The organism is Streptomyces sp. MMS24-W38 (assembly GCF_059889265.1).
On the sequence record NZ_JCBCPP010000001.1, the window covers coordinates 2,238,001 to 2,257,520 of the forward strand.

The 19,520-nt window shown below is 70.8% G+C and carries 18 protein-coding genes; 6 read left to right on the plus strand and 12 right to left on the minus strand.

Annotation, left to right across the window (positions count from 1 at the left end):
• Positions 1-39 precede the first annotated feature (39 nt).
• On the minus strand, positions 40-1,197 hold the full coding sequence (locus tag AC6F7H_RS08895; protein ID WP_500756356.1) for an adenosine deaminase: 1,158 nt from the start codon (positions 1,195-1,197) through the stop codon (positions 40-42).
• Positions 1,198-1,599: 402 nt separating this feature from the next.
• Between AC6F7H_RS08895 and AC6F7H_RS08900 the strand changes: the two genes are divergently transcribed.
• Positions 1,600-2,361 (plus strand): alpha/beta hydrolase, encoded by a 762-nt coding sequence (locus tag AC6F7H_RS08900; RefSeq protein WP_500756357.1) that lies wholly within the window; start codon positions 1,600-1,602, stop codon positions 2,359-2,361.
• Between the two features lie 28 nt (positions 2,362-2,389).
• Here AC6F7H_RS08900 and AC6F7H_RS08905 read toward each other — a convergent pair whose 3' ends face one another.
• A complete protein-coding gene (locus tag AC6F7H_RS08905) occupies positions 2,390-3,343 on the minus strand; it encodes a LysR family transcriptional regulator (protein WP_500756359.1) in 954 nt (317 codons plus the stop codon).
• Between the two features lie 63 nt (positions 3,344-3,406).
• Between AC6F7H_RS08905 and AC6F7H_RS08910 the strand changes: the two genes are divergently transcribed.
• Positions 3,407-4,732, plus strand: a complete 1,326-nt coding sequence (locus tag AC6F7H_RS08910; RefSeq protein WP_500756361.1) for an MFS transporter — start codon at positions 3,407-3,409, stop codon at positions 4,730-4,732.
• Positions 4,733-4,902: 170 nt separating this feature from the next.
• A complete protein-coding gene (locus AC6F7H_RS08915; protein WP_500756363.1) occupies positions 4,903-5,919 on the plus strand; it encodes a sigma-70 family RNA polymerase sigma factor in 1,017 nt (338 codons plus the stop codon).
• On the opposite strand, the gene AC6F7H_RS08920 is transcribed toward AC6F7H_RS08915, so the two are convergent.
• Complete coding sequence (locus AC6F7H_RS08920; protein ID WP_500756364.1) at positions 5,803-6,204, minus strand: STAS domain-containing protein; 402 nt, start codon at positions 6,202-6,204, stop codon at positions 5,803-5,805. The genes AC6F7H_RS08915 and AC6F7H_RS08920 overlap by 117 nt on opposite strands.
• A 139-nt stretch (positions 6,205-6,343) precedes the next feature.
• Here AC6F7H_RS08920 and AC6F7H_RS08925 point away from each other — a divergent pair, with 139 nt between their 5' ends.
• Positions 6,344-7,264: an AEC family transporter gene (locus AC6F7H_RS08925; RefSeq protein ID WP_500756366.1), complete on the plus strand. Its 921-nt coding sequence runs from the start codon at positions 6,344-6,346 to the stop codon at positions 7,262-7,264.
• 1 nt (position 7,265) lies between these two features.
• Here AC6F7H_RS08925 and AC6F7H_RS08930 read toward each other — a convergent pair whose 3' ends face one another.
• The 9 genes from AC6F7H_RS08930 to AC6F7H_RS08970 form a co-directional block, all read right to left on the minus strand.
• Positions 7,266-7,850: a Uma2 family endonuclease gene (locus tag AC6F7H_RS08930; protein ID WP_500756368.1), complete on the minus strand. Its 585-nt coding sequence runs from the start codon at positions 7,848-7,850 to the stop codon at positions 7,266-7,268.
• A 96-nt stretch (positions 7,851-7,946) separates the two neighbouring features.
• Positions 7,947-9,224 (minus strand): thymidine phosphorylase, encoded by a 1,278-nt coding sequence (locus AC6F7H_RS08935; RefSeq protein ID WP_500761722.1) that lies wholly within the window; start codon positions 9,222-9,224, stop codon positions 7,947-7,949.
• Between the two features lie 94 nt (positions 9,225-9,318).
• Positions 9,319-9,732, minus strand: coding sequence for a cytidine deaminase (locus tag AC6F7H_RS08940; RefSeq protein WP_500756369.1), 414 nt, complete (start codon positions 9,730-9,732; stop codon positions 9,319-9,321).
• A complete protein-coding gene (locus AC6F7H_RS08945) occupies positions 9,729-11,003 on the minus strand; it encodes an ABC transporter permease (RefSeq protein ID WP_500756371.1) in 1,275 nt (424 codons plus the stop codon). The genes AC6F7H_RS08940 and AC6F7H_RS08945 overlap by 4 nt, the downstream gene beginning before the upstream one ends.
• Positions 11,000-12,124, minus strand: coding sequence for an ABC transporter permease (locus AC6F7H_RS08950; RefSeq protein ID WP_109377824.1), 1,125 nt, complete (start codon positions 12,122-12,124; stop codon positions 11,000-11,002). Before AC6F7H_RS08950 ends, AC6F7H_RS08945 begins: the two co-directional genes overlap by 4 nt.
• Positions 12,124-13,692, minus strand: a complete 1,569-nt coding sequence (locus tag AC6F7H_RS08955) for an ABC transporter ATP-binding protein (protein ID WP_500756372.1) — start codon at positions 13,690-13,692, stop codon at positions 12,124-12,126. The genes AC6F7H_RS08950 and AC6F7H_RS08955 overlap by 1 nt, the downstream gene beginning before the upstream one ends.
• Positions 13,693-13,898: 206 nt before the next feature.
• A complete protein-coding gene (locus AC6F7H_RS08960) occupies positions 13,899-14,948 on the minus strand; it encodes a BMP family lipoprotein (RefSeq protein ID WP_500756373.1) in 1,050 nt (349 codons plus the stop codon).
• A gap of 307 nt (positions 14,949-15,255) precedes the next feature.
• Positions 15,256-16,314: a BMP family lipoprotein gene (locus AC6F7H_RS08965; RefSeq protein ID WP_500756375.1), complete on the minus strand. Its 1,059-nt coding sequence runs from the start codon at positions 16,312-16,314 to the stop codon at positions 15,256-15,258.
• Positions 16,315-16,530: 216 nt separating this feature from the next.
• Entirely contained in the window at positions 16,531-17,808 is a 1,278-nt protein-coding gene (locus tag AC6F7H_RS08970; protein ID WP_500761724.1) for an amidohydrolase, read from the minus strand.
• 397 nt (positions 17,809-18,205) lie between these two features.
• On the opposite strand from AC6F7H_RS08970, the gene AC6F7H_RS08975 reads away from it, so the two are divergent.
• Both AC6F7H_RS08975 and AC6F7H_RS08980 read left to right on the plus strand, forming a co-directional pair.
• Entirely contained in the window at positions 18,206-18,895 is a 690-nt protein-coding gene (locus AC6F7H_RS08975) for a class I SAM-dependent DNA methyltransferase (RefSeq protein WP_500756376.1), read from the plus strand.
• 183 nt (positions 18,896-19,078) lie between these two features.
• A complete protein-coding gene (locus AC6F7H_RS08980; protein WP_500756378.1) occupies positions 19,079-19,240 on the plus strand; it encodes a type II toxin-antitoxin system HicB family antitoxin in 162 nt (53 codons plus the stop codon).
• Positions 19,241-19,520 lie beyond the last annotated feature (280 nt).

The window sequence follows — 19,520 nt, forward strand, 5'->3', positions numbered from 1 at the left end:
GAAGGCCGCCCGCCCTCCCGGAATCCACGGACGCCCCGGTCAGCTTTCTTCAGTCACAGAACTGCTGGTGGAGGCGGTTTTCCGAAACAGCCATTCGGATTTCAGCTCGGCGTATCCGGGCTTGATGACGTCATTGATCATGGCCAGTCGTTCATCGAAAGGAATGAACGCCGACTTCATCGCATTGACGGAAAACCATTGCATGTCGTCGAGCGTGTAACCGAACGCCTCGACCAGATGCTCGAATTCCTGGCTCATGCTGGTGTGCGACATGAGGCGGTTGTCGGTGTTCACCGTGGCCCGGAAGTGCAGCCGGCGCAGCAGGCCGATGGGGTGCTCGGCGTACGAGGCCGCCGCCCCGGTCTGCAGGTTGGAGCTGGGGCACAGCTCCAGCGGGATGCGCTTGTCCCGGACGTAGGAGGCGAGCCGACCGAGTTCGACCGAGCCGTCGTCGTGGACCTGGATGTCGTCGATGATGCGCACCCCGTGTCCGAGCCGGTCGGCGCCGCACCACTGGAGGGCCTGCCAGATGGACGGCAGCCCGAAGGCCTCACCGGCGTGGATGGTGAAGTGGTTGTTCTCCCGCTTGAGGTACTCGAAGGCGTCGAGGTGCCGGGTGGGCGGGTAACCGGCCTCGGCGCCCGCGATGTCGAAGCCGACGACGCCCAGGTCCCGGTAGCGGTTGGCGAGTTCGGCGATCTCCAGGGACCGCGCGGCGTGCCGCATCGCGGTGAGCAGCGCGCCGACGCGGATGCGGTTTCCGTCCTCCCGCGCCCGCCGCTCCCCTTGCCGGAAGCCCTCGTTGACCGCCTCGACGACTTCTTCGAGGGTCAGCCCGCCTTCGAGGTGCTGTTCGGGGGCGTAGCGCACCTCGGCGTAGACGACACCGTCCGCGGCGAGGTCCTCGGCGCACTCGGCGGCGACCCGCACCAGGGCGTCACGGGTCTGCATGACCCCGACGGTGTGCGAGAACGTCTCCAGGTACCGCTCCAGGGAACCGGAGTCGGCGGCCTCCCGGAACCAGAGGCCGAGCTTGTCGGGGTCGCTCTGGGGGAGCCCGGAGTAACCGGCCTCGCGGGCCAGGTCGACGACGGTGCCGGGGCGCAGGCCGCCGTCGAGGTGGTCGTGCAGCAGCACCTTGGGCGCCCGGCGGATCTGGTCCGGGGGCGGGGTGTTCGCAGTGGTCTGGCTCGTCATTGCCGCACTCTAGGGCCTGTCCGGCGGATCAGGTCGCAGGAGATCGGCGGCGCCTTGTCAGCGCGGGTGAGCGGGGGCGATGGGGATCTCTCCCGCTCATGGGGGTCCCTCCCGCTCATGGGGGCCCCTCCCGCTCATGGGGGCCCCTCCCGCTCGAGCGAAGTCGAGAGTGGGGGAGAAGTCGAGCGCGGGGGAGAAGTCGAGAGTAAGGGAGCAGCCGAGAGTGGGGGAGAGTGACGACAACGCGACAGGTGGGCGTGTCAGAGGCCGCGTCTGCGGCATGGTCCGCCGGGCAGGCTCCGGCGCCCACGCGCATGGATCACCGGTGCGCGAATCCGTCGATACGTAACGGTGACCGCACGCGAGGGTGGCGTACACCGGGGCTTCTGACACTCTGCTGCCATGTCACAGCATGCGACGCCGGCGCGCACGGCCCGGCTGGGGAGGGCGCTCGGCCCGAAGCCGAAAGCGGTGAGCGGCGCGGTGCTGCTGCTCCCCGGCGGCGAGCCGGTCTCCAGCCGCAGGCCGTCCCCCGTGGTGGCGGCCGCCTCCGTACGCGCCCTGGGACACCGTCTCGGCCGTGCGGGCCGGGCCGAGGGTCTCGCCGCCCATGTCGTCCACTACCGCTACCGGGGCTGGAACGGCAGTGAGGCGCATCTCGCGCGTGACGCCGCCTGGGCCGTGGACGAGATCGTGCGGCTCTACGGGGATGTTCCCGTGTGCCTGGCCGGTCTCGGCATGGGCGGCCGGGCGGCGCTGCGCGCGGGCGGCCACGAGGCCGTCAGCTCCGTACTGGCGCTGGCTCCCTGGCTGCCCGAGGAGGATGTGGCCGCGGTCCCCGAACCGGTGAAGCAGTTGGCCGGGCGGCAGGTGCTGATCGTGCACGGCACCCGTGACGCGCGGGCCGACCCGGAACTGTCCTTCCGGCTGGCGGCGCGGGTCAAGAAGGCGAACCGGAACGTGTGCCGCTTCGAAGTGCACGCCGACGGACACGGGTTGAACCAGTACCGGGACGAAGTGCTGGCGCTGTGCGAGGACTTCATGATGGGAACGCTCTTCGGCCGGGCGTTCTCCCGTCCGGTGCAGGATGCCCTGGCGGCGCCCCCTCCCCTGGGGCTGCGGATGCCGCTGGCCTCGGGGTTCGGCGCGTCGTTACGTCGGTAGACGGTGGGCGGCGGGTCGCGGGGGGCGTTCAGTTCGGGAGCAGGTGGCCCCTTCTCGACAGCAGGAACTTCTTGAAGGCCACCACCGGCGGGGTGTCCGGGTGGCCGGCCAGCCAGGCGACGCCGATCTCGCGGGCCGCCCGCGGGGAGGTGACGGTCAGTTCCACCACCCCGGGGCGCGGCACGGCCGGCGGGGGCAGCAGGGCGACGCCCAGACCGGCGGCCACCAGGCCCCGCAGGGTCTCCGCCTCCTCGCCCTCGAAGGCGACCCGGGGCCGGAAACCGGCCTGCGCGCAGAGGTCGTCGGTGATGCGGCGCAGCCCGTATCCGGGCTCCAGGGTCACGAACGTCTCGTCGGCGGCCTCGGCGAGGCGGATACGGCGCCGGCCGGCGAGCCGGTGGTCGGCGGGGACGACCAGGCGCAGTTTCTGCTCGTCCAGGCGGCGGGCGACGAGGTCGGGGGCGTCCGGGACCGGGGAGGTCAGGCACAGGTCCAGCTCGCCCGCACGGAGGCGCTCCAGCATGGCCTCGCCGTAGTTCTGGACGAGGCTGAAGCGGATGCGCGGGTGGTCGGCGCGGAAGGCGTGCAGCAGGCCGGGCACGGTCTCGGCGCCCATGGTGTGCAGAAACCCGAAGGCGACCTTGCCGGTGGCCGGGTCGGCGTCGGCGCGCACCTCGTCGGCGGCCCGCTCGACCTCGGCGAGGGCGCGTTCGACGGAGGCGAGGAAGGTGCGGCCGGCGGGGGTCAGCGAGAGGGTGCGGCCGTGCCGTGCGAACAGGTCGACGCCCAGGTCGTGTTCGAGGCGGACCATGGACCGGGAGAGCGTGGACTGCGGGACCTGCATCTCCTGGGCGGCACGGGTGACGTGCTCCGTGCGGGCGACGCCGGCGAAGTGGACGAGACGTGGCGCGAGCAGCGCGACGATGTCTTCTGTGTCACCGGACGGTGACAGCTGCCTCTGTGACCTCTGCTGATGCACCATGGGAACGATTATCTCGATTCCGTGCATTGGACGGATGAGCGGGGCCGTCCGTAGGTTCGAGGCATGTCTTCCGTCAGTACCGGGGCGTCCACGCGGGTGGACGCCGGCCCGTCCGTGACTTCCTCTCCCTCACCTTCTCCCTCGCCTTCCGCCACGGCGTCCGCCGCCCCGGGCGGCCCCGACTCCCGGATGTCCCCCGGCGGTCCCGGTTACCGGCGGATGAGCCTCGCCCTCTTCCTGGCGGGTGTCGCGACCTTCGCGCTGCTGTACTCCACCCAGGCCCTGCTGCCGCTGATCTCCGGAGACCTCGGGGTGACCGCGGGTGACGCGAGCTGGACGGTGGCGGCGGCCACCGGCGGTCTGGCGCTGTTCGTACTGCCGATGAGCGCGCTGTCGGAACGCTACGGACGCCGTACGGTCATGACGGCCTCCCTGGCCGTCGCGGTGACCGTCGGGCTGCTGGTCCCCTTCGCCCCGTCGCTGGGCGCCCTGGTGGCGCTGCGGGCGCTCCAGGGGGCGGCCCTGGCCGGGGTGCCCGCGTCGGCGACCGCGTATCTCGCGGAGGAGGTCAGGCCGAAGGCCCTGGTGACCGCGATCGGGCTGTTCGTCGCGGGCAACAGCGTCGGCGGGATGAGCGGCCGGGTCGTCACCGGATGGGTGGCGCAGGAGTGGGGCTGGCGGGTCGCCGTCGGCGTGATCGGGGTGCTCGCGGTGGCGTGCGCGGTGGCGTTCCGGTTGCTGCTGCCGGCACCGAGGCACTTCCGGCCGGGTTCGCTGCGCCCGCGCGTGCTGGCCGGCGCGGTCCGGGGCCACCTCGCCAACCCGCTGCTGCGGCGCCTGTACGCGATCGGCGCGCTGTTCATGACGGTGTTCGGCGGGGTCTACACCGTGATCGGCTACCGCCTGAGCGAGGCGCCCTTCTCGCTCCCCCAGGGCCTCGTCGGCTCGATCTTCCTGGTCTACCTGGTCGGCACGGTGTCGGCGTCGGCGGCGGGGCGGCTGGTGAACCGGCTGGGCCGTCGGGGCGCGCTGTACGCGGCGGGCGGGACCACCGCGGCGGGTCTGCTGCTGTCCCTGGCCGGCTCGCTGTCCCTGATCCTGCTGGGCCTGGTGCTGATCACCGGGGGCTTCTTCGCGGGCCACGCGGTCGCGTCCTCGGCGGTCGGACGGACCGCCACCGAGGGCCGCGCCCAGGCGTCGGCGCTGTACCAGTCCGCCTACTACGTCGGCTCCAGCGTGGGCAGCACGGTCGGCGCGCTCGCCTTCCACTCGGGGGGCTGGGCCGGGACGGTGGGGGTCGGCCTGGTGGCGGTGGCCGGCGTCGTGACCATCACGGTGCTGGGCACCCGGGCGGCCCGGGTGGAGCGGCGGCGGCTCGCCCCCGCGTGAGGCCGCGCACGCCCGGCCCGGCGGGTGGAGGATTTCGTTCCGCTCCTTGAACTCGCCCCTCCGACCTGCACGTTCGTCCACTCGAGGGACCGTTGTCGGTGCCCTGCGGTAGCTTCCGAAGTGCTGGGTGCGAAGGCGCGCCGCAGACAGGCCACAGGGGTGGGTGGACGATGACGAACGGCACGGCGACGACGACCGATCTCGACGCCAGGCTCGAGGCGCACCGCGTCGAGCTGACCGGGTACTGCTACCGGATGCTCGGTTCCTCCTTCGATGCGGAGGACGCGGTGCAGGACACGATGGTCCGCGCCTGGCGCAGCTTCGCCACGTTCGAGGGCCGTTCCAGTCTGCGCTCCTGGCTGTACCGCATCGCGACCAACGTCTGCCTGGACATGCTGGCGGCGGGCAACAAGCGCGCCCGGCCGATGGATCTGACGGAGTCGACCCCGCTGGCCCGGGCGGCCCTCTCGCCGCGGCCGGACCACACCTGGCTGGAGCCGATGCCGGACTCCCGGGTGCTGCCCACCGTCGAGGACCCCGCGGAGGCGGCGGTCGCCAAGGAGTCCGTGCGGCTCGCCTTCATGGCCGCGCTCCAGCAGCTGCCGCCCAGGCAGCGGGCGGTGCTGCTGCTGCGGGAGGTGCTGGCCTGGCGGGCGAGCGAGGTGGCCGAGCTGCTCGACACCTCGGTGGCGTCCGTCAACAGCGCGTTGCAGCGGGCGCGGGCGACGCTCGCGGAGCGGCGCCGGCCGGGCGCCGACGCGTCCGTCTCCGACCCGCTGGACGAGGAGCAGCAGAAGCTCCTGGAGCGTTATGTGGCGGCGTTCGAGGGGTACGACATGTCGGCGCTGACGGCGTTGCTGCACGAGGACGCCATCATGACGATGCCGCCGTTCGACCTGTGGCTGACCGGCACCGCCGACATCACGGGCTTCATGACGACGCTGGGCGCCTCCTGCGCGGGTTCGCGGCTGCTGCCTCTCCAGGCCAACGGCCTGCCGGGGTTCGCCCACTACAAGCCGGACCCGGAGGCGGGTGGTTTCACTCCGTGGGCGGTCCAGCTGCTGGAGATCTCAGACGGCCGGATCACCGGGTTCCACTGCTTCCTCGACACCCGGCGCTGGTTCCCGCTGTTCGGGCTGCCCCTCCACCTCGAAGAGGAGGCCGACCAGGTCGAGCAGGGAGCATAGGGCGGGGTCGGGGTCGCGCAGCCGTATCCGGCCCCCGGTCCGGCGGGCCAGGAGCTGGAGGCGGGCGAGCAGGTTCACGGCGGCGAGCCCCGGCGGCCCCAGCCCTCCCACGTCACAGACGACGATGACGCCGCCCCGGCCGCCCCGGCCGCCGTCGTCCAGCAGTGTCCGCAGCGCTTCGCTCGGCCCGCTCACCCCGTCCCGGGTGACGGGGCCGCGCAGCACGAGTACGGGCGGTGTCTTGGCGTCCACGAGCGGTAGACCGGGCACGGGCGCGTAATTCATCGCGGTCTCCCGCCGACGTGCGGGCGCCGGGAAGATCACATTGACCCGGACATGACTCTCCCTCGAGAGTTGGGTGCATGTGCCACATACCCTCCCCGTCCGCGATGTCCGGTGCCCGCCGCCCCGGCGAGGAGCCGCTGTGCAGGGGGTGCTGAGCGGTTTCGCGGTGATCGCGGTGGTCATCGGCGTCGGCTATGTGGTCGGCCGCCGGGGGTATCTGGGCCGGCAGGCCCACGAGGTGCTGACGAAGCTCGCCTTCCACGTGGCCTCACCGGCCCTGCTGTTCACCCTTCTCGCCGAGGCGGACCTGTCGGTGGTCTTCTCCGGCCGACTGCTGGTCACCGCGCTGAGCACGGCCGCGGTGGCCGGCGTCTTCGTGGCAGTGGGTGTGGCACGCCGCTGGGGCGTGGGCCGCACCACCATCGGCGCCCTGTGCTCCAGCTACGTCAACTCCGGCAACCTCGGCATCCCGATCGCCGTGTACGTCCTCGGCGACGCCTCGCTGGTGGCGCCGGTGCTGCTGTTCCAGCTCGTGATGGTCACCCCGGTCGCGCTGACGATCCTGGACCTGTCGACCGCCGGGGAGAAGCTGCCGCTGTGGCAGCGGCTGCTCACACCGCTGCGGAACCCGGTCGCGCTGGGCTCGCTGGCGGGGGTGGCCGTGTCGGCGTCCGGCCTGGAGATCCCCGGCCCGGTCATGGACCCGGTGACGCTGATCGGCAACATGGCGGTTCCGGCGGTCCTGCTCGCGTTCGGCATCTCGCTGCGCGGCAGCGCCCTGCCCCTGCGGGGCGGTGAGCGCGGTGCGGTGCTGCTCGCCGTGGCGCTGAAGTCGGTGGGCCAGCCGGTGGTCGCCTGGGCGCTGGCGGTGGGGGTCTTCGGACTGCGCGGGGCACAGCTGCTCGACGTGGTGGTGACGGCGGCGCTCCCGGCCGCGCAGAACATCTTCACGTACGCGAGCAGCTACCGCGTCGGCGAGACCCTGGCCCGGGAGGCGATCCTGGTGTCGACCCTGCTGTCGGTACCGGTGCTGGTGGTGACGGCGGCGCTGCTGGGGTGACTCAGCTCTCGGGGAACTCGCTGGTGTCGATGACGAGGTCGAACGGAGCGGGGAGCTTGATGGGCTCGCCGAACTTCACCGAGTCCAGGGGGCGGTAGACATCGCCGTGCGGTTCGCCGAAGAGCGTCACGGTCGGGCCGTCGGGGGCCCAGCGGTCGACGAGGAGGTACAGCGGGATGCCCGCTGTGGCATAGGCGGCGAGCTTACTGACGCGGTCGTGGCGCGCGTTGGACTTGGAGGTCACCTCGACGACGAATTCGGCGAGGGCTGCGGGCATGTGGTTTTCCGTCTCCGAGTCGTCCCGAACCGGGGCCACCAGAAGGTCCGGAATGAACATCCCCAGACGTGAGGGCACGGCGATTTCCTGGGTCTGGAAGATTTCCCAGTGCTCGGGAATCACAGAGTAAAGACGCCGCTGAATGCGGGCCGCGATCACGTTGTGACGGTACGCGGGAGCAGGTGACACGGTGATGATCCCCTCAATGATCTCCACCTTGCTGCCCTCGGGCCATTCCATCTCCTCCCAGAACCGGACGAGGTCGTCCCAGCTCTGCTCGGGGTCCTGGCTCACGGCGAGTGCGCTCATGGCGGTTTCTCCTATCGGTGCGTCACCGACTACAGCATGCCGAACGGGACCGGTGGCGGTCCACCGATCCCGTTCACCCGAAGGAGGAACCGCAGGTCAGGCGATGCGTTCCCGCACCACCGGCGTGGCCGTGAAGGCGGTACCGGGGGCCGCGATGTCGTAGGAGCCGGCCACCGCCTCCAGGGCGTAGGCGAAGCGGTCCGGGGTGTCCGTGTGGAGGGTGAGGAGGGGCTGGCCCTCGGTGACCGTGTCGCCGGGCTTGGCGTGCAGTTCGACGCCGGCGCCCGCCTGCACCGGGTCCTCCTTGCGGGCGCGGCCCGCGCCGAGGCGCCAGGCGGCGACGCCGATGTCGTAGGCGTCCAGGCGGGTGAGGACGCCGGAGGCGGTCGCCGTCACCACGTGCTGTTCGCGCGCCGTCGGCAGGGCCGCGTCCGGGTCGCCGCCCTGTGCCGCGATCATGCGGCGCCAGACGTCCATCGCGGAGCCGTCGGCCAGGGCCTTCGCCGGGTCGGCGTCCTTCAGGCCGGCCGCGTCCAGCATCTCGCGGGCCAGGGCGAGGGTCAGTTCGACCACGTCCGCGGGGCCACCGCCCGCCAGGACCTCCACCGACTCGCGGACCTCCAGGGCGTTGCCCGCGGTCAGGCCGAGCGGGGTCGACATGTCGGTGAGCAGGGCAACGGTCCGCACGCCGTGGTCGGTGCCGAGGCCGACCATCGTGGACGCCAGTTCGCGGGCGTCCTCCAGGGTCTTCATGAAGGCGCCGCTGCCCACCTTCACGTCCAGGACCAGCGCGCCCGTGCCCTCGGCGATCTTCTTCGACATGATCGAGGAGGCGATCAGCGGGATCGCCTCGACGGTGCCGGTCACGTCGCGCAGGGCGTAGAGCTTCTTGTCGGCGGGGGCCAGGCCGTCGCCGGCCGCGCAGATGACGGCGCCCACGCCGTCCAGCACGGACAGCATCTCGTCGTTGGACAGCAGCGCGCGCCAGCCCGGGATCGCCTCCAGCTTGTCCAGGGTGCCGCCGGTGTGGCCGAGTCCCCTGCCGGAGAGCTGGGGAACGGCCGCGCCGCAGGCCGCGACCAGCGGGGCCAGCGGCAGGGTGATCTTGTCGCCGACGCCGCCGGTGGAGTGCTTGTCGGTGGTGGGGCGGGACAGCGAGGAGAAGTCCATGCGCTCACCGGAGGCGATCATCGCGGCCGTCCAGCGGGCGATCTCGGCCCGGTTCATTCCGTTGAGCAGGATCGCCATCGCGAGGGCCGACATCTGCTCGTCGGCCACCTCCCCGCGGGTGTACGCGTCGACGACCCAGTCGATCTGTTCGTCGCTGAGTTCCCCGCGGTCCCGCTTGGTGCGGATGACGGAGATGACGTCCATGGCCATGGCTGGCATTCCTTCCGGAGAGCGAAGAGTACGGCGCGGCCCCTCCGGCCGACGGTGGTGACAGTCGACCGGAGGGGCCGCAGGGGAGTTACTCGGCGAGGTGCTGCGGGCCGAAGGCCTGGGGCAGCATCTCCGACAGCGGCAGGAAGCCCGCCGGGGTCTCCAGCAGCAGTTCGGGACCGCCGAACTCGTACAGCAGCTGCCGGCACCGGCCGCACGGGACGAGGATCTCGCCGTTGCCGTCCACGCAGGTGAAGTGCGTGAGCCGGCCGCCGCCGGTGCGGTGCAGCTCCGAGACCAGCCCGCACTCGGCGCACAGGCCGATCCCGTAGCTGGCGTTCTCGACGTTGCAGCCGGAGACCGTGCGTCCGTCGTCGACCAGGGCGGCGGCACCGACCGGGTAGCCCGAGTAGGGGACGTACGCGTGGGTCATGGCCTCGCGCGCGACCGCGCGCAGGGCCTCCCAGTCGATGCCGGCCGTGGTGGCCTCGGGCGGGGTCATCCGCCTTGCCCCTTCCGGTAGGGCAGTCCGTCCGCCTTCGGCATGCGCAGCCGCTGTGCGGACAGCGCGAGGACCACCAGGGTGATGACGTACGGCGTGGCGGAGACGACCTGGTTGGGGACCTCGTTGGTGCCGGCGTACCAGGCGTAGACGAGGGCGCCGACGACCAGGGTGACGAGCGCGTGCACGTACTTCTTGCGGACCACCAGCCAGATCGCGCCGATGACCAGCAGCAGCGCGCCGAGCAGCAGCAGCGCGTGCACGTTGGCGGAGCCGCCGCGCAGGTTGAGGCTGTCGGTGTAGCCGAAGAGGCCGGCGCCGATGGCGAGGCCGCCCGGCATCCAGTTGCCGAAGATCATCGCGGCGAGGCCGATGTAGCCGCGCCCGCTGACCTGGCCCTCCAGGTAGAAGGGGTTGGCGACGATGGACAGGAAGACACCGCCGAGGCCGGCCAGGGCGCCAGAGATGACCACGGCGATGTACTTGTACTTGTAGACGTTGACGCCGAGGGACTCGGCGGCGACCGGGTTCTCGCCGCAGGAGCGCAGCCGCAGGCCGAAGGCGGTGCGCCACAGGATCCACCAGGTCGCGGGGACGAGCGCGATGGCGATGAGGGTCAGCCAGGAGACGTTGGTGACCAGTCCGCCGAGCAGGCCGGCTATGTCGGAGACGAAGAACCAGCCCTTCTCGTTGAGGTCGCGCAGTCCGTCGGACAGCCCCGGCACGGTGAAGTGGCCGAGCGACTCGACCGCCGGGGACTGCTTGGCGGAGCCGCCCTGGTGGCCCTCGAAGGCCAGCGGGGCGAGGTAGCGGGTGGCGCCGAGGGCGAGGATGTTGATGGCCACACCGGAGACGATGTGGTTGACGTTGAAGGTGACGGTGACGAAGGCGTGCAGCAGGCCGCCGAGGGCGCCGCCGATGAGGCCGACGAGGACGCCGGTCCACGGGCCCCACTGGAATCCGGCCCAGGCGCCGAACCAGGTGCCGAGGATCATCATGCCCTCGAGACCGATGTTGACGACGCCCGCGCGCTCGGCCCACAGACCGCCGAGTCCGGCGAGGCCGATGGGCACGGCCAGCTGGAGGGCGGTGGACATCTGGCTGACGTTGGTGATGCCGTCCGCGCCGGTGATGATGCGGACGATCGAGACCAGGGCCAGGGCGCCGGCGATGACCAGCAGCAGCACGGGCCACGACATGCGGCGGCCGGTGGGCGCCGCGGGCTGCAGCGAGGGCTGGTTGACGTCGGTCGCTGTGGTCGGGGCGGTCATCGGCCGGCCACCTCCTTCGTGGAGTTGTTGTCGGCGCCGAGGACGTGACCCGCGGCGAGTTCCGCGCCGACCCGGCGCTGCTGGCGGCGCAGGCCCCACTCGCGGACGGCCTCGTAGGAGACGACGACCGAGAGCACGATCAGGCCCTGCATGATGACCGCGATCTCCTTGTCGTAGCCGTGGAAGTCCAGCTCGGGCGAGGCCTTGTCGAGCCAGGCCCACAGCAGGGCGGCGAAGGCGATGCCGACCGGGCTGTTGCGGCCGAGCAGGGCGATGCCGATGCCGAGGAAGCCGATGCCGGTCGGGAAGTTCAGGCTGTAGGTGTGGGTGTCGCCGAGCAGGATGGGCAGGCCCGCGAGGCCCGCGAGGCCGCCGGAGATCAGCATGGCGCTGAGCACCATGCGCTTGGGGCTGACCCCGCTGGCCGCGGCGGCGGTCTGCGAGGCGCCGGAGGCGCGCAGGTCGAAGCCGAAGCGGGTGCGGTTGAGGACGACCCAGTAGCCGATGCCGAGCAGCGCGGCGAGGACGACCAGGCCGTAGATCTCGCCGGCCTCGCCCAGGTCGATGCCGGGGACCCAGCCGGACTCGTGCATCACGCCGGTGGTGTTGTTGTTGCCGACCTTGACGCCGAAGACGGTCGGCAGCCACAGGTAGCCGATCACGGAGGTCGCGATCGCGTTGAGCATGATCGTGGCGACGACCTCGCTGACCCCGCGGGTGACCTTGAGGACACCGGCGATGCCGGCCCAGAAGGCGCCGGTGAGGACGGCGGTCAGGAGCAGCAGCGGGATCTGCAGGGCGGCCGGCAGAGCGGCGTGGGCGCCGACGATGGCGGCCATCATGGCGGCGAGCTGGTACTGGCCGTCGACACCGATGTTGAAGAGGTTCATCCGGAAGCCGATGGCCACCGCGAGGGCCGCGATGTAGTACATCGAGGCCTGGTTGATGATCAGCACCTGGATGTCGGAGAACGTCGCCTGCTCGAACATCAGGGCGAACGGCTCGACCGGGCTCTTGCCCGAGGCGAGCAGCACGATCGCGCTGAGCACGAAGGCCACGGCGAGCGCGATGACCGGGCCGGCCACCGCGAGGAGCACGCGCTCCTTGTCGAACTTCTTCATCAGCGGGCCTCGTCTTCCGGAGACTCGGGGGCGTCGGCCCGGGTCTCGGGGGTCTCTTCGTGTTCGAGGTGTCCGGTGGCCGCACCCGTCATGGCGGTGCCGAGCTCCTCCGGGGTGATGGTCGTGGGGTCGGCGTCCGCGACCAGTTTGCCGTCGTAGATCACCCGGAGGGTGTCGGACAGACCGATCAGCTCGTCCAGGTCGGCGGAGATCAGGAGAACGGCGAGGCCCTCGCGGCGCGCTTCCCGGATGTGGTCCCAGATCGCGGCCTGCGCGCCGACGTCCACACCGCGGGTGGGGTGGGAGGCGATCAGGAAGCGGGGCCGGTGGCTCATCTCGCGGCCGATGATCAGCTTCTGCTGGTTGCCGCCGGAGAGGGAGGCGGCGGTGACGTCGATGCCGGGGGTGCGGACGTCGTACTTCTCGACGATGCGGCGGGTGTCCTGCTGGGCGGCCTTCAGGTCCAGCCAGACGCCCTTGGCGTTGGGCTTCTCCGTGACGTGGCCGAGGATGCGGTTCTCCCAGAGGGGGGATTCGAGGAGCAGCCCGTGGCGGTGCCGGTCCTCGGGGATGTAGCCGATGCCCTCTTCGCGCCGCCGGCGGGTGGGCCAGGCGGTGATCTCCTCGTCGGCCAGCCGGATGACGCCGGAGTCGGCGGTCCGCAGGCCGATGAGCGCGTCGACCAGTTCGGTCTGGCCGTTGCCCTCGACGCCGGCGATGCCGAGGATCTCGCCCTCGTGGATGGTGAAGCTGATGTCGTCGAGCAGGGCCTTGCCGCCGGGGGCCGCCAGGCGCAGCTTGTCGACGGTGAGCACCGCGCGGTCGGTGACCGTGGACTCGGCGGTCTGGGGCGTCGGCAGTTCGCTGCCGACCATCATCTCGGCGAGCTCGCGCGGGGTGGTCTCGGCGGGTACGGCGGTGCCGACGGTGGTGCCGCGGCGGATGACGGTGATGTCGTCGGCCACGGAGAGGACTTCACCCAGCTTGTGGGAGATGAAGATGACCGACAGGCCCTCCGCCTTGAGCTCGCGCAGGTTGTCGAAGAGCGCGTCGACCTCCTGCGGGACCAGGACGGCGGTGGGCTCGTCGAGGATCAGCGTGGTGGCGCCGCGGTAGAGGACCTTGAGGATCTCCACGCGCTGGCGGGCGGCGACACCGAGCTCCTCGACCAGCAGGTCGGGGCGTACGCCGAGGCCGTAGCGGTCGGAGATCTCCTTGATCCTGCGCCGGGCCTTCGCACCGATGCCGTACAGCTTCTCGCTGCCGAGCACCACGTTCTCGAGGACCGTGAGGTTGTCGGCGAGCATGAAGTGCTGGTGGACCATGCCGATGCCGCGGGCGATGGCGTCGGCCGGCGAGGAGAAGGCGACCTTCTCGCCGTGGATCGCGATGGTGCCCTCGTCCGGCTTCTGCATGCCGTAGAGGATCTTCATCAGCGTCGACTTGCCGGCCCCGTTCTCACCGACGAGGGCGTGCACGGTGCCTTTGCGGACCGTGAGGTGGATGTCGTGGTTGGCCACGACGCCCGGGAAACGCTTCGTGATCCCGGCGAGTTCGACGGCGGTCACCGATTCGTTGACCGCAGCTCCGGCCGGAGGGCTGCTGGACGCGTTGATGGCGCACTCCTGGGGACGGGGGTCGTCTACGCGCGTAGCGCCCCGACGGCATCAAAGGGGGCGGCACACCGAACCGACGGGGTGCGGGGAGATTGCTCCCCGCACCCCGTCGAGCGGTCGCGACCCCGTGGGTCACACATTGCTCAGGACTTGCGGGCTCAGCTCGACTTGACCTTGATCTCGCCGCTGATGATCTTCTTCTTGGCCGTCTCGATGACGTCCTGGAGCTTGGCGTTGTCCGCGAACTTCGGGTTCGAGTTCGACAGGCTCACCTCACCCGCCTTCAGATCGCCCCTGAGGATACCGGTCCGGGGGCTGCGGTCCTCGACCGACTGTGCGAGCTTGTACACGGACTTGGCGACGTCCTTCATCGCCGAGGTGAGGATCCAGTCCTTGTACTCGGCCAGGGCTTCCTGCTTGTACTGGTCGGAGTCCACACCGATCGCCCACACCTTGTTGGCGGCGGCGGCCTGGATGACGCCCTGACCGGACAGACCGGCCGCCGCGTAGATGACGTCGGCCTTCTTCTCGATCTGGCCCTCGGCGGCCGCCTTGCCCTTGTCCGGGCTGGTGAAGCCGCCCTCCTCCGCGGTCTGCGTGAGGAACTGCGGGATGACCTTGACGTCCGGGTTCGTGTCCTTGACGCCCTGCTCGAAGCCGGCCCGGAACTTGTGGATCAGCGGGATGTCCACGCCGCCCACGAAGCCCACGACATCGGTCTTGGTGGTCTCGGCGGCGGCGACACCCGCCAGGTAGGAGGCCTCCTCCTCGGCGAAGACCAGGTCGGCCACGTTGTCGGCCTCGACCGTGGCGTCGTCCACGACGGCGAAGGTGGTGTCCGGGTACTTCTCCGCGACCTGCTTCACCGCGGAGGCGTAGAGGTAGCCGATACCGACGACCGGGTCGTAACCCTGCTTGGCCAGCGAGGCCAGCCGCTGCGCCTTGTCCGCGTCGGTCTCGCCGTCGGTGGGCTCGACGTCGGTGGCCTTGTAGCCGAACTGCTTCTCCGCCTGCTTCAGACCGGCGTACGCGGCGTCGTTGAAGGACTGGTCACCCCGGCCGCCGACGTCGTACGCGATGGCGATGCCCTTGTCACCCTTGGATTCCGACGAACCGGAAGAAGTCGAGGTACCGCCGCAGGCGGAGAGCGTGAGGGCCAGAGAGGCGGTCGCTGCGCCTGCGACCGTGATCCGGGAAAACCGGCGCATGTGTGGTGCTCCTTCGTACAAGCGCCGGAAGATTCGGCTACGGCGCTGCTCGCCGCAGATTAACGCGCGTAGACCTCCCGGGAAAACCCTTCTGTCCACCTTGTTATGGGCTCGTGGCCAATCCCACCTTCTCACCGTTTCACACCGTTGCCGATCGCGAACGGAGGGTGGCCGTGCGGGGCGCGGGAGTCGACGCACAGGGGCGGGCACCCGCTCGGGTGCCCGCCCCTGTGCTCGACGTGACGGCCGGCCCTCTGGTACAGCCGACGCTCTCGTACGGCCGGTCGGTGTCACCGGCTCCTGCCGACTACTCCGACTTGACCTTGATGGAGCCGTCGACGATGCCTTCCTTGGCCTTGGCCACGGCTTCCGTCAGGCCCTTGATCTCGGCCATCTTCGGGTTGCTCTCGGAGAGGCCGACGCCGTCCACCTTCAGGTCGAAGACCTGGGTGCCGGTCCGCGGCTTGCCCTCCTCGACGGACTTGGCGAGGGCGTACACCGAACCGCCGACCTCCTTGGTGGCGGAGGTGAGGATGAAGTCCTTGTAGCCGGCGAGGGCTTCCTGCTTGTACTGGTCGGAGTCGACGCCGATCGCCCAGACCTTCGCCTTGGCGGCGGCCTCGATCACGCCCTGCCCGGAGAGACCGGCCGCCTGGTAGACGACGTCGGCCTTCTTCTCGATCTGGCCCTCGGCGGCGGCCTTGCCCTTGTCCGGGCTGGAGAAGCCGCCCTCCTCCGCGGTCTGCGTGAGGTACTGCGGGATGACCTTGACCTTCGGGTCGGTGTCCTTGACGCCCTGCTGGAAGCCGGCCTCGAACTTGCGGATCAGCGGGATGTCCACACCGCCCACGAAGCCGACCGTCTTCGTCTTGGTGGCCTTGGCGGCGGCGACGCCGGCCAGGTAGGAGGCCTGCTCCTCGGCGAAGACGAGGGAGGCGACGTTCTTGCCCTCGACCACGGAGTCGACGATGCCGAAGGTGGTGTCGGGGTACTTCGCGGCCACGGCCTCCATCGCCGGGCCGTAGGCGAAGCCGACGCCGATGACGGGGTTGTAGCCCTGCTTGGCGAGCGAGGACAGGCGCTGCTCCTTGTCCGCGTCGGTCTCGCCCTCGGTGGGCTCGATGTCGGCGGTCTTGTAGCCGAACTCCTCCTTCGCCTGCTCCAGGCCCGCGTACGCGGCGTCGTTGAAGGACTGGTCGCCCTTGCCGCCGATGTCGTAGGCGATGGCGAGACCGAGGTCTTCCTTGGTGCCGCCCTTGCCGCCCTTGTCGCCGCTGTCACTGCTGGTGCCGCCGCAGGCCGTGGCGGCGAGTGCGAGCGACGCGACGCCCACCGCGACGCGAGTCAGTCTGGATATCCGACGCATCTGAAGTTCCCCATTCCGCAAAGCCCCCCATCGGGTGCTCGGTTCGGCGCAGATTAACGCGCGTAGACACTCCTGGGAACGGGGGACCGCGGGGCTGTTATCCATTCGTGCCGCCAATGCGACAAGCGCACCACGCCGCCCCTCCCCCGACGCACGCACGAGCGGAGCGCAAGGGGAACGCAAGGGGGAGCTCAAGTGGAGGGAAAACAGGGGCAGTTACCGCAGGGCGTCCAGCAGGGCGGCGGCGGTGAAGAGTTCGACGCCGACGGTGATGGCGTGCTCGTCGACGTCGAAGTCGCCCTGGTGCAGATCGCGCACGGTGCGCTCGCCCGGGGGACGGACCCCGAGACGGGCCATGGCACCGGGGACCCGCTCCAGGTACCAGGAGAAGTCCTCGCCGCCGAGGCTCTGTTCGGTGTTCTCCACGGACTCCGAGCCGCGCCGGGCGATCATGGCGTCCCGCAGGAGTTCGGTGACGCCGGCCTCGTTGACCACCGGGGGGACCCCGCGCACGTAGTTGATCTCCGACTTGGCGCCGTGCAGGTTGGCCACCTCGTCGATCGCGGCGACCACGAGGTCGGGGGCCAGCCGCCAGGTATCCAGGTCGAGGCAGCGCACGGTGCCGGAGAGTTCGGCGTGCTGCGGGATGACGTTGGGCGCGTGGCCCGACTCGATCCTGCCCCAGGTCACGGCGAGCCCGCTGCGGCTGTCGACCCGTCGGCCCACCAGGGCGGGCACGTCGGTGACGACCCGGGCGGCGGCGGTGACCAGGTCGGTGGTCAGATGCGGCCGTGCGGTGTGGCCGCCGGGGCCGTCGAGGGCGATCTCCAGACGGTCGCAGGCGGAGGTGATGGGGCCCTGGCGCAGCCCGACCCGCCCGGCGTCGACCCGGGGGTCGCAGTGCACGGCGATGATCCGCCCGACCCCGTCGAGCGCGCCGTCCACGATGGCCTCGGAGGCGCCGCCGGGCAGCACCTCCTCCGCGGGCTGGAAGATCAGCCGCACCGGCCGGGGCAGCAGGCCCTGGCGGTGCAGTTCGGCGAGGACGAGCCCGGCACCCAGCACCACGGTGGTGTGCACGTCGTGGCCGCAGGCGTGCGCGCGGTCGGGCACGGTGGAGCGGTACGGGCACTCGGTCTTCGTGTCGGGGATGGGCAGGCCGTCGATGTCGGCGCGCATGGCGAGTATGCCCGCGCCCGTACCGATGCCCGTGTCCGTGCCGAGGTCCGCGGGCGCGTCGGCGGCGATGCCGGTGTCGTCCGTCACCCCGATGTCACAGATGACGCCGGTTCCACTGGAGAGTACGCGGGGCGCGAGGCCGGCCCGCTCGAGCCGCTCCTTGATCGCCGCGGTGGTGCGGAACTCCTGGTTGCCGAGCTCGGGGTGCATGTGCAGGTCGCGCCGGAACGCGATGAGCTCGGTGCGCAGCATCTCGGGGAGGGCGCCCGGAAGCACCGCCCCTCCGGGCAGATCGACCTCGGACTCCAGTGACATCAGTTGCTTCACCCTTTGAAGGGTAGGACGCCGGGACGGTCCGCTGCTCCCCGATCAAGAAAAATCAGCCCGTCAGGGGAAGAAAAACTGGCGACCCCGCGCATAGCCGTACATCGGGATGGGTAAACTCGTCGCTCTTGCGCGGAGTGTGAGACCACCCGGCCCGTCGGCGCGTGATATCGGTCACAACGGCCGTTCCGCTGTGCTTCCGTCGCCGTTCCGCCGTTCTCCGGTGCCCGTTTCACCGCACTTCACCTCTCCTCGGTGTACCACGCATCGCCCGACGTACGCGGGCCGGTTCAGGTGACGGACACGGAGCCCGCGTCACCGTCGTCGTCCACGCGTACGGGTGAAAGCGTCTCCGGGACACCGGGTTCCGCCGATAGGGTGCGGGGCCATGCGTGTCGACCCGCCGGAGTTCCTCCACGCCACCCGTGTCTCGTACGACGCCATCGCCGACGACTACACCGAACGGTTCGCCGACGGACTGGCCGATCTGCCCCTGGAACGCGCCTTTCTCACGGCCTTCGCGGACCTCGCCCGGACCGCCGGGTCGGGCGAGGGGACCCCCCGGTTGCCGGTGGCCGACCTCGGCAGCGGCCCCGGACACGTGACCGCACGGCTGCACCGGCTCGGTCTGCCGGTCTTCGGGGTCGACCTCTCACCCCGCATGGTGGCCCTGGCCCGCGCGGCGCATCCGGAGCTGCGGTTCCACGTGGGCTCGATGACCGCGCTGGACCTGCCGACCGGGACGCTGGGCGGCATCGTGGCGCTGTACTCGGTCATCCACATCCCGGACGACCACCTCACCGGCCTCTTCACCGAGTTCCACCGCGTCCTGACACCGGGCGCCCCGGTCCTGCTGGCCTTCCAGTCGGGCGACGAGGACGGCGGCCTGCACCTGGACGAGCGTTTCGGCCACCCCGTCTCCCTGGACTACCACTGGCGCTCCCCCGCCACGGTCATCACCCACCTGACCGAGGCGGGCCTGGAACTCACCGCCCAGACCCTGCGGGAACCGACCACCGACGAGAAACGCCCCCGCGCCCTCCTCCTGGCCCGCAGACCGGAGACGGCACAAGGCTGACGCCGGCCCGGCCTTCACACAGGCGGCACGAACCCCCGTGATCCGACAGCCGACAGCGGCTCTTCGGCACGTCGTCCGGCATGGGCCGGCCTATGCACCCGGGCCAGTGCAGGCCGGGGACGCCTTTCAGCGGCTGAAGCACTGCACCTGACCGCCGCGATCACCCACGAAGGCGACTGGTACGTGGCACGCTGCCTCCAGGTCGAGGTCACCTCGCAGGGAGAGACCATCGAGGAGTCCCTGGAGAACCTCCGCGAGGCACTGGAGCTGTACTTCGAGGACGCGCCTGCACCCGAGGTCACCGACGTGATCACCGCGCCCGTCGAAATCCGGCGCGCCACATGAGTCCTGCCGCCCCCTCTGGCCTCTCCAGCCCAACTGTCGCGAAGGCCCTCGAACGGGACGAGCCCCACCGACATAGCGAGAAGCCCGGCCCTGGGCGTAGTCCAGTTCAGTTTGCCCGTGGAAAGCGGCCCAGCCCGGGGCCGGGCGTCCGCGGCCGGAACGGTCGACCATGCGCATGGAGTCGGCGAGCCGCTTGCGTGCGCTGCTCCGGTCTTTCATGAGTGCCAGAGCACGAGCCTCACGGGCGGCGATCAGGGACAGCAGTACCGGACAGCCGAAG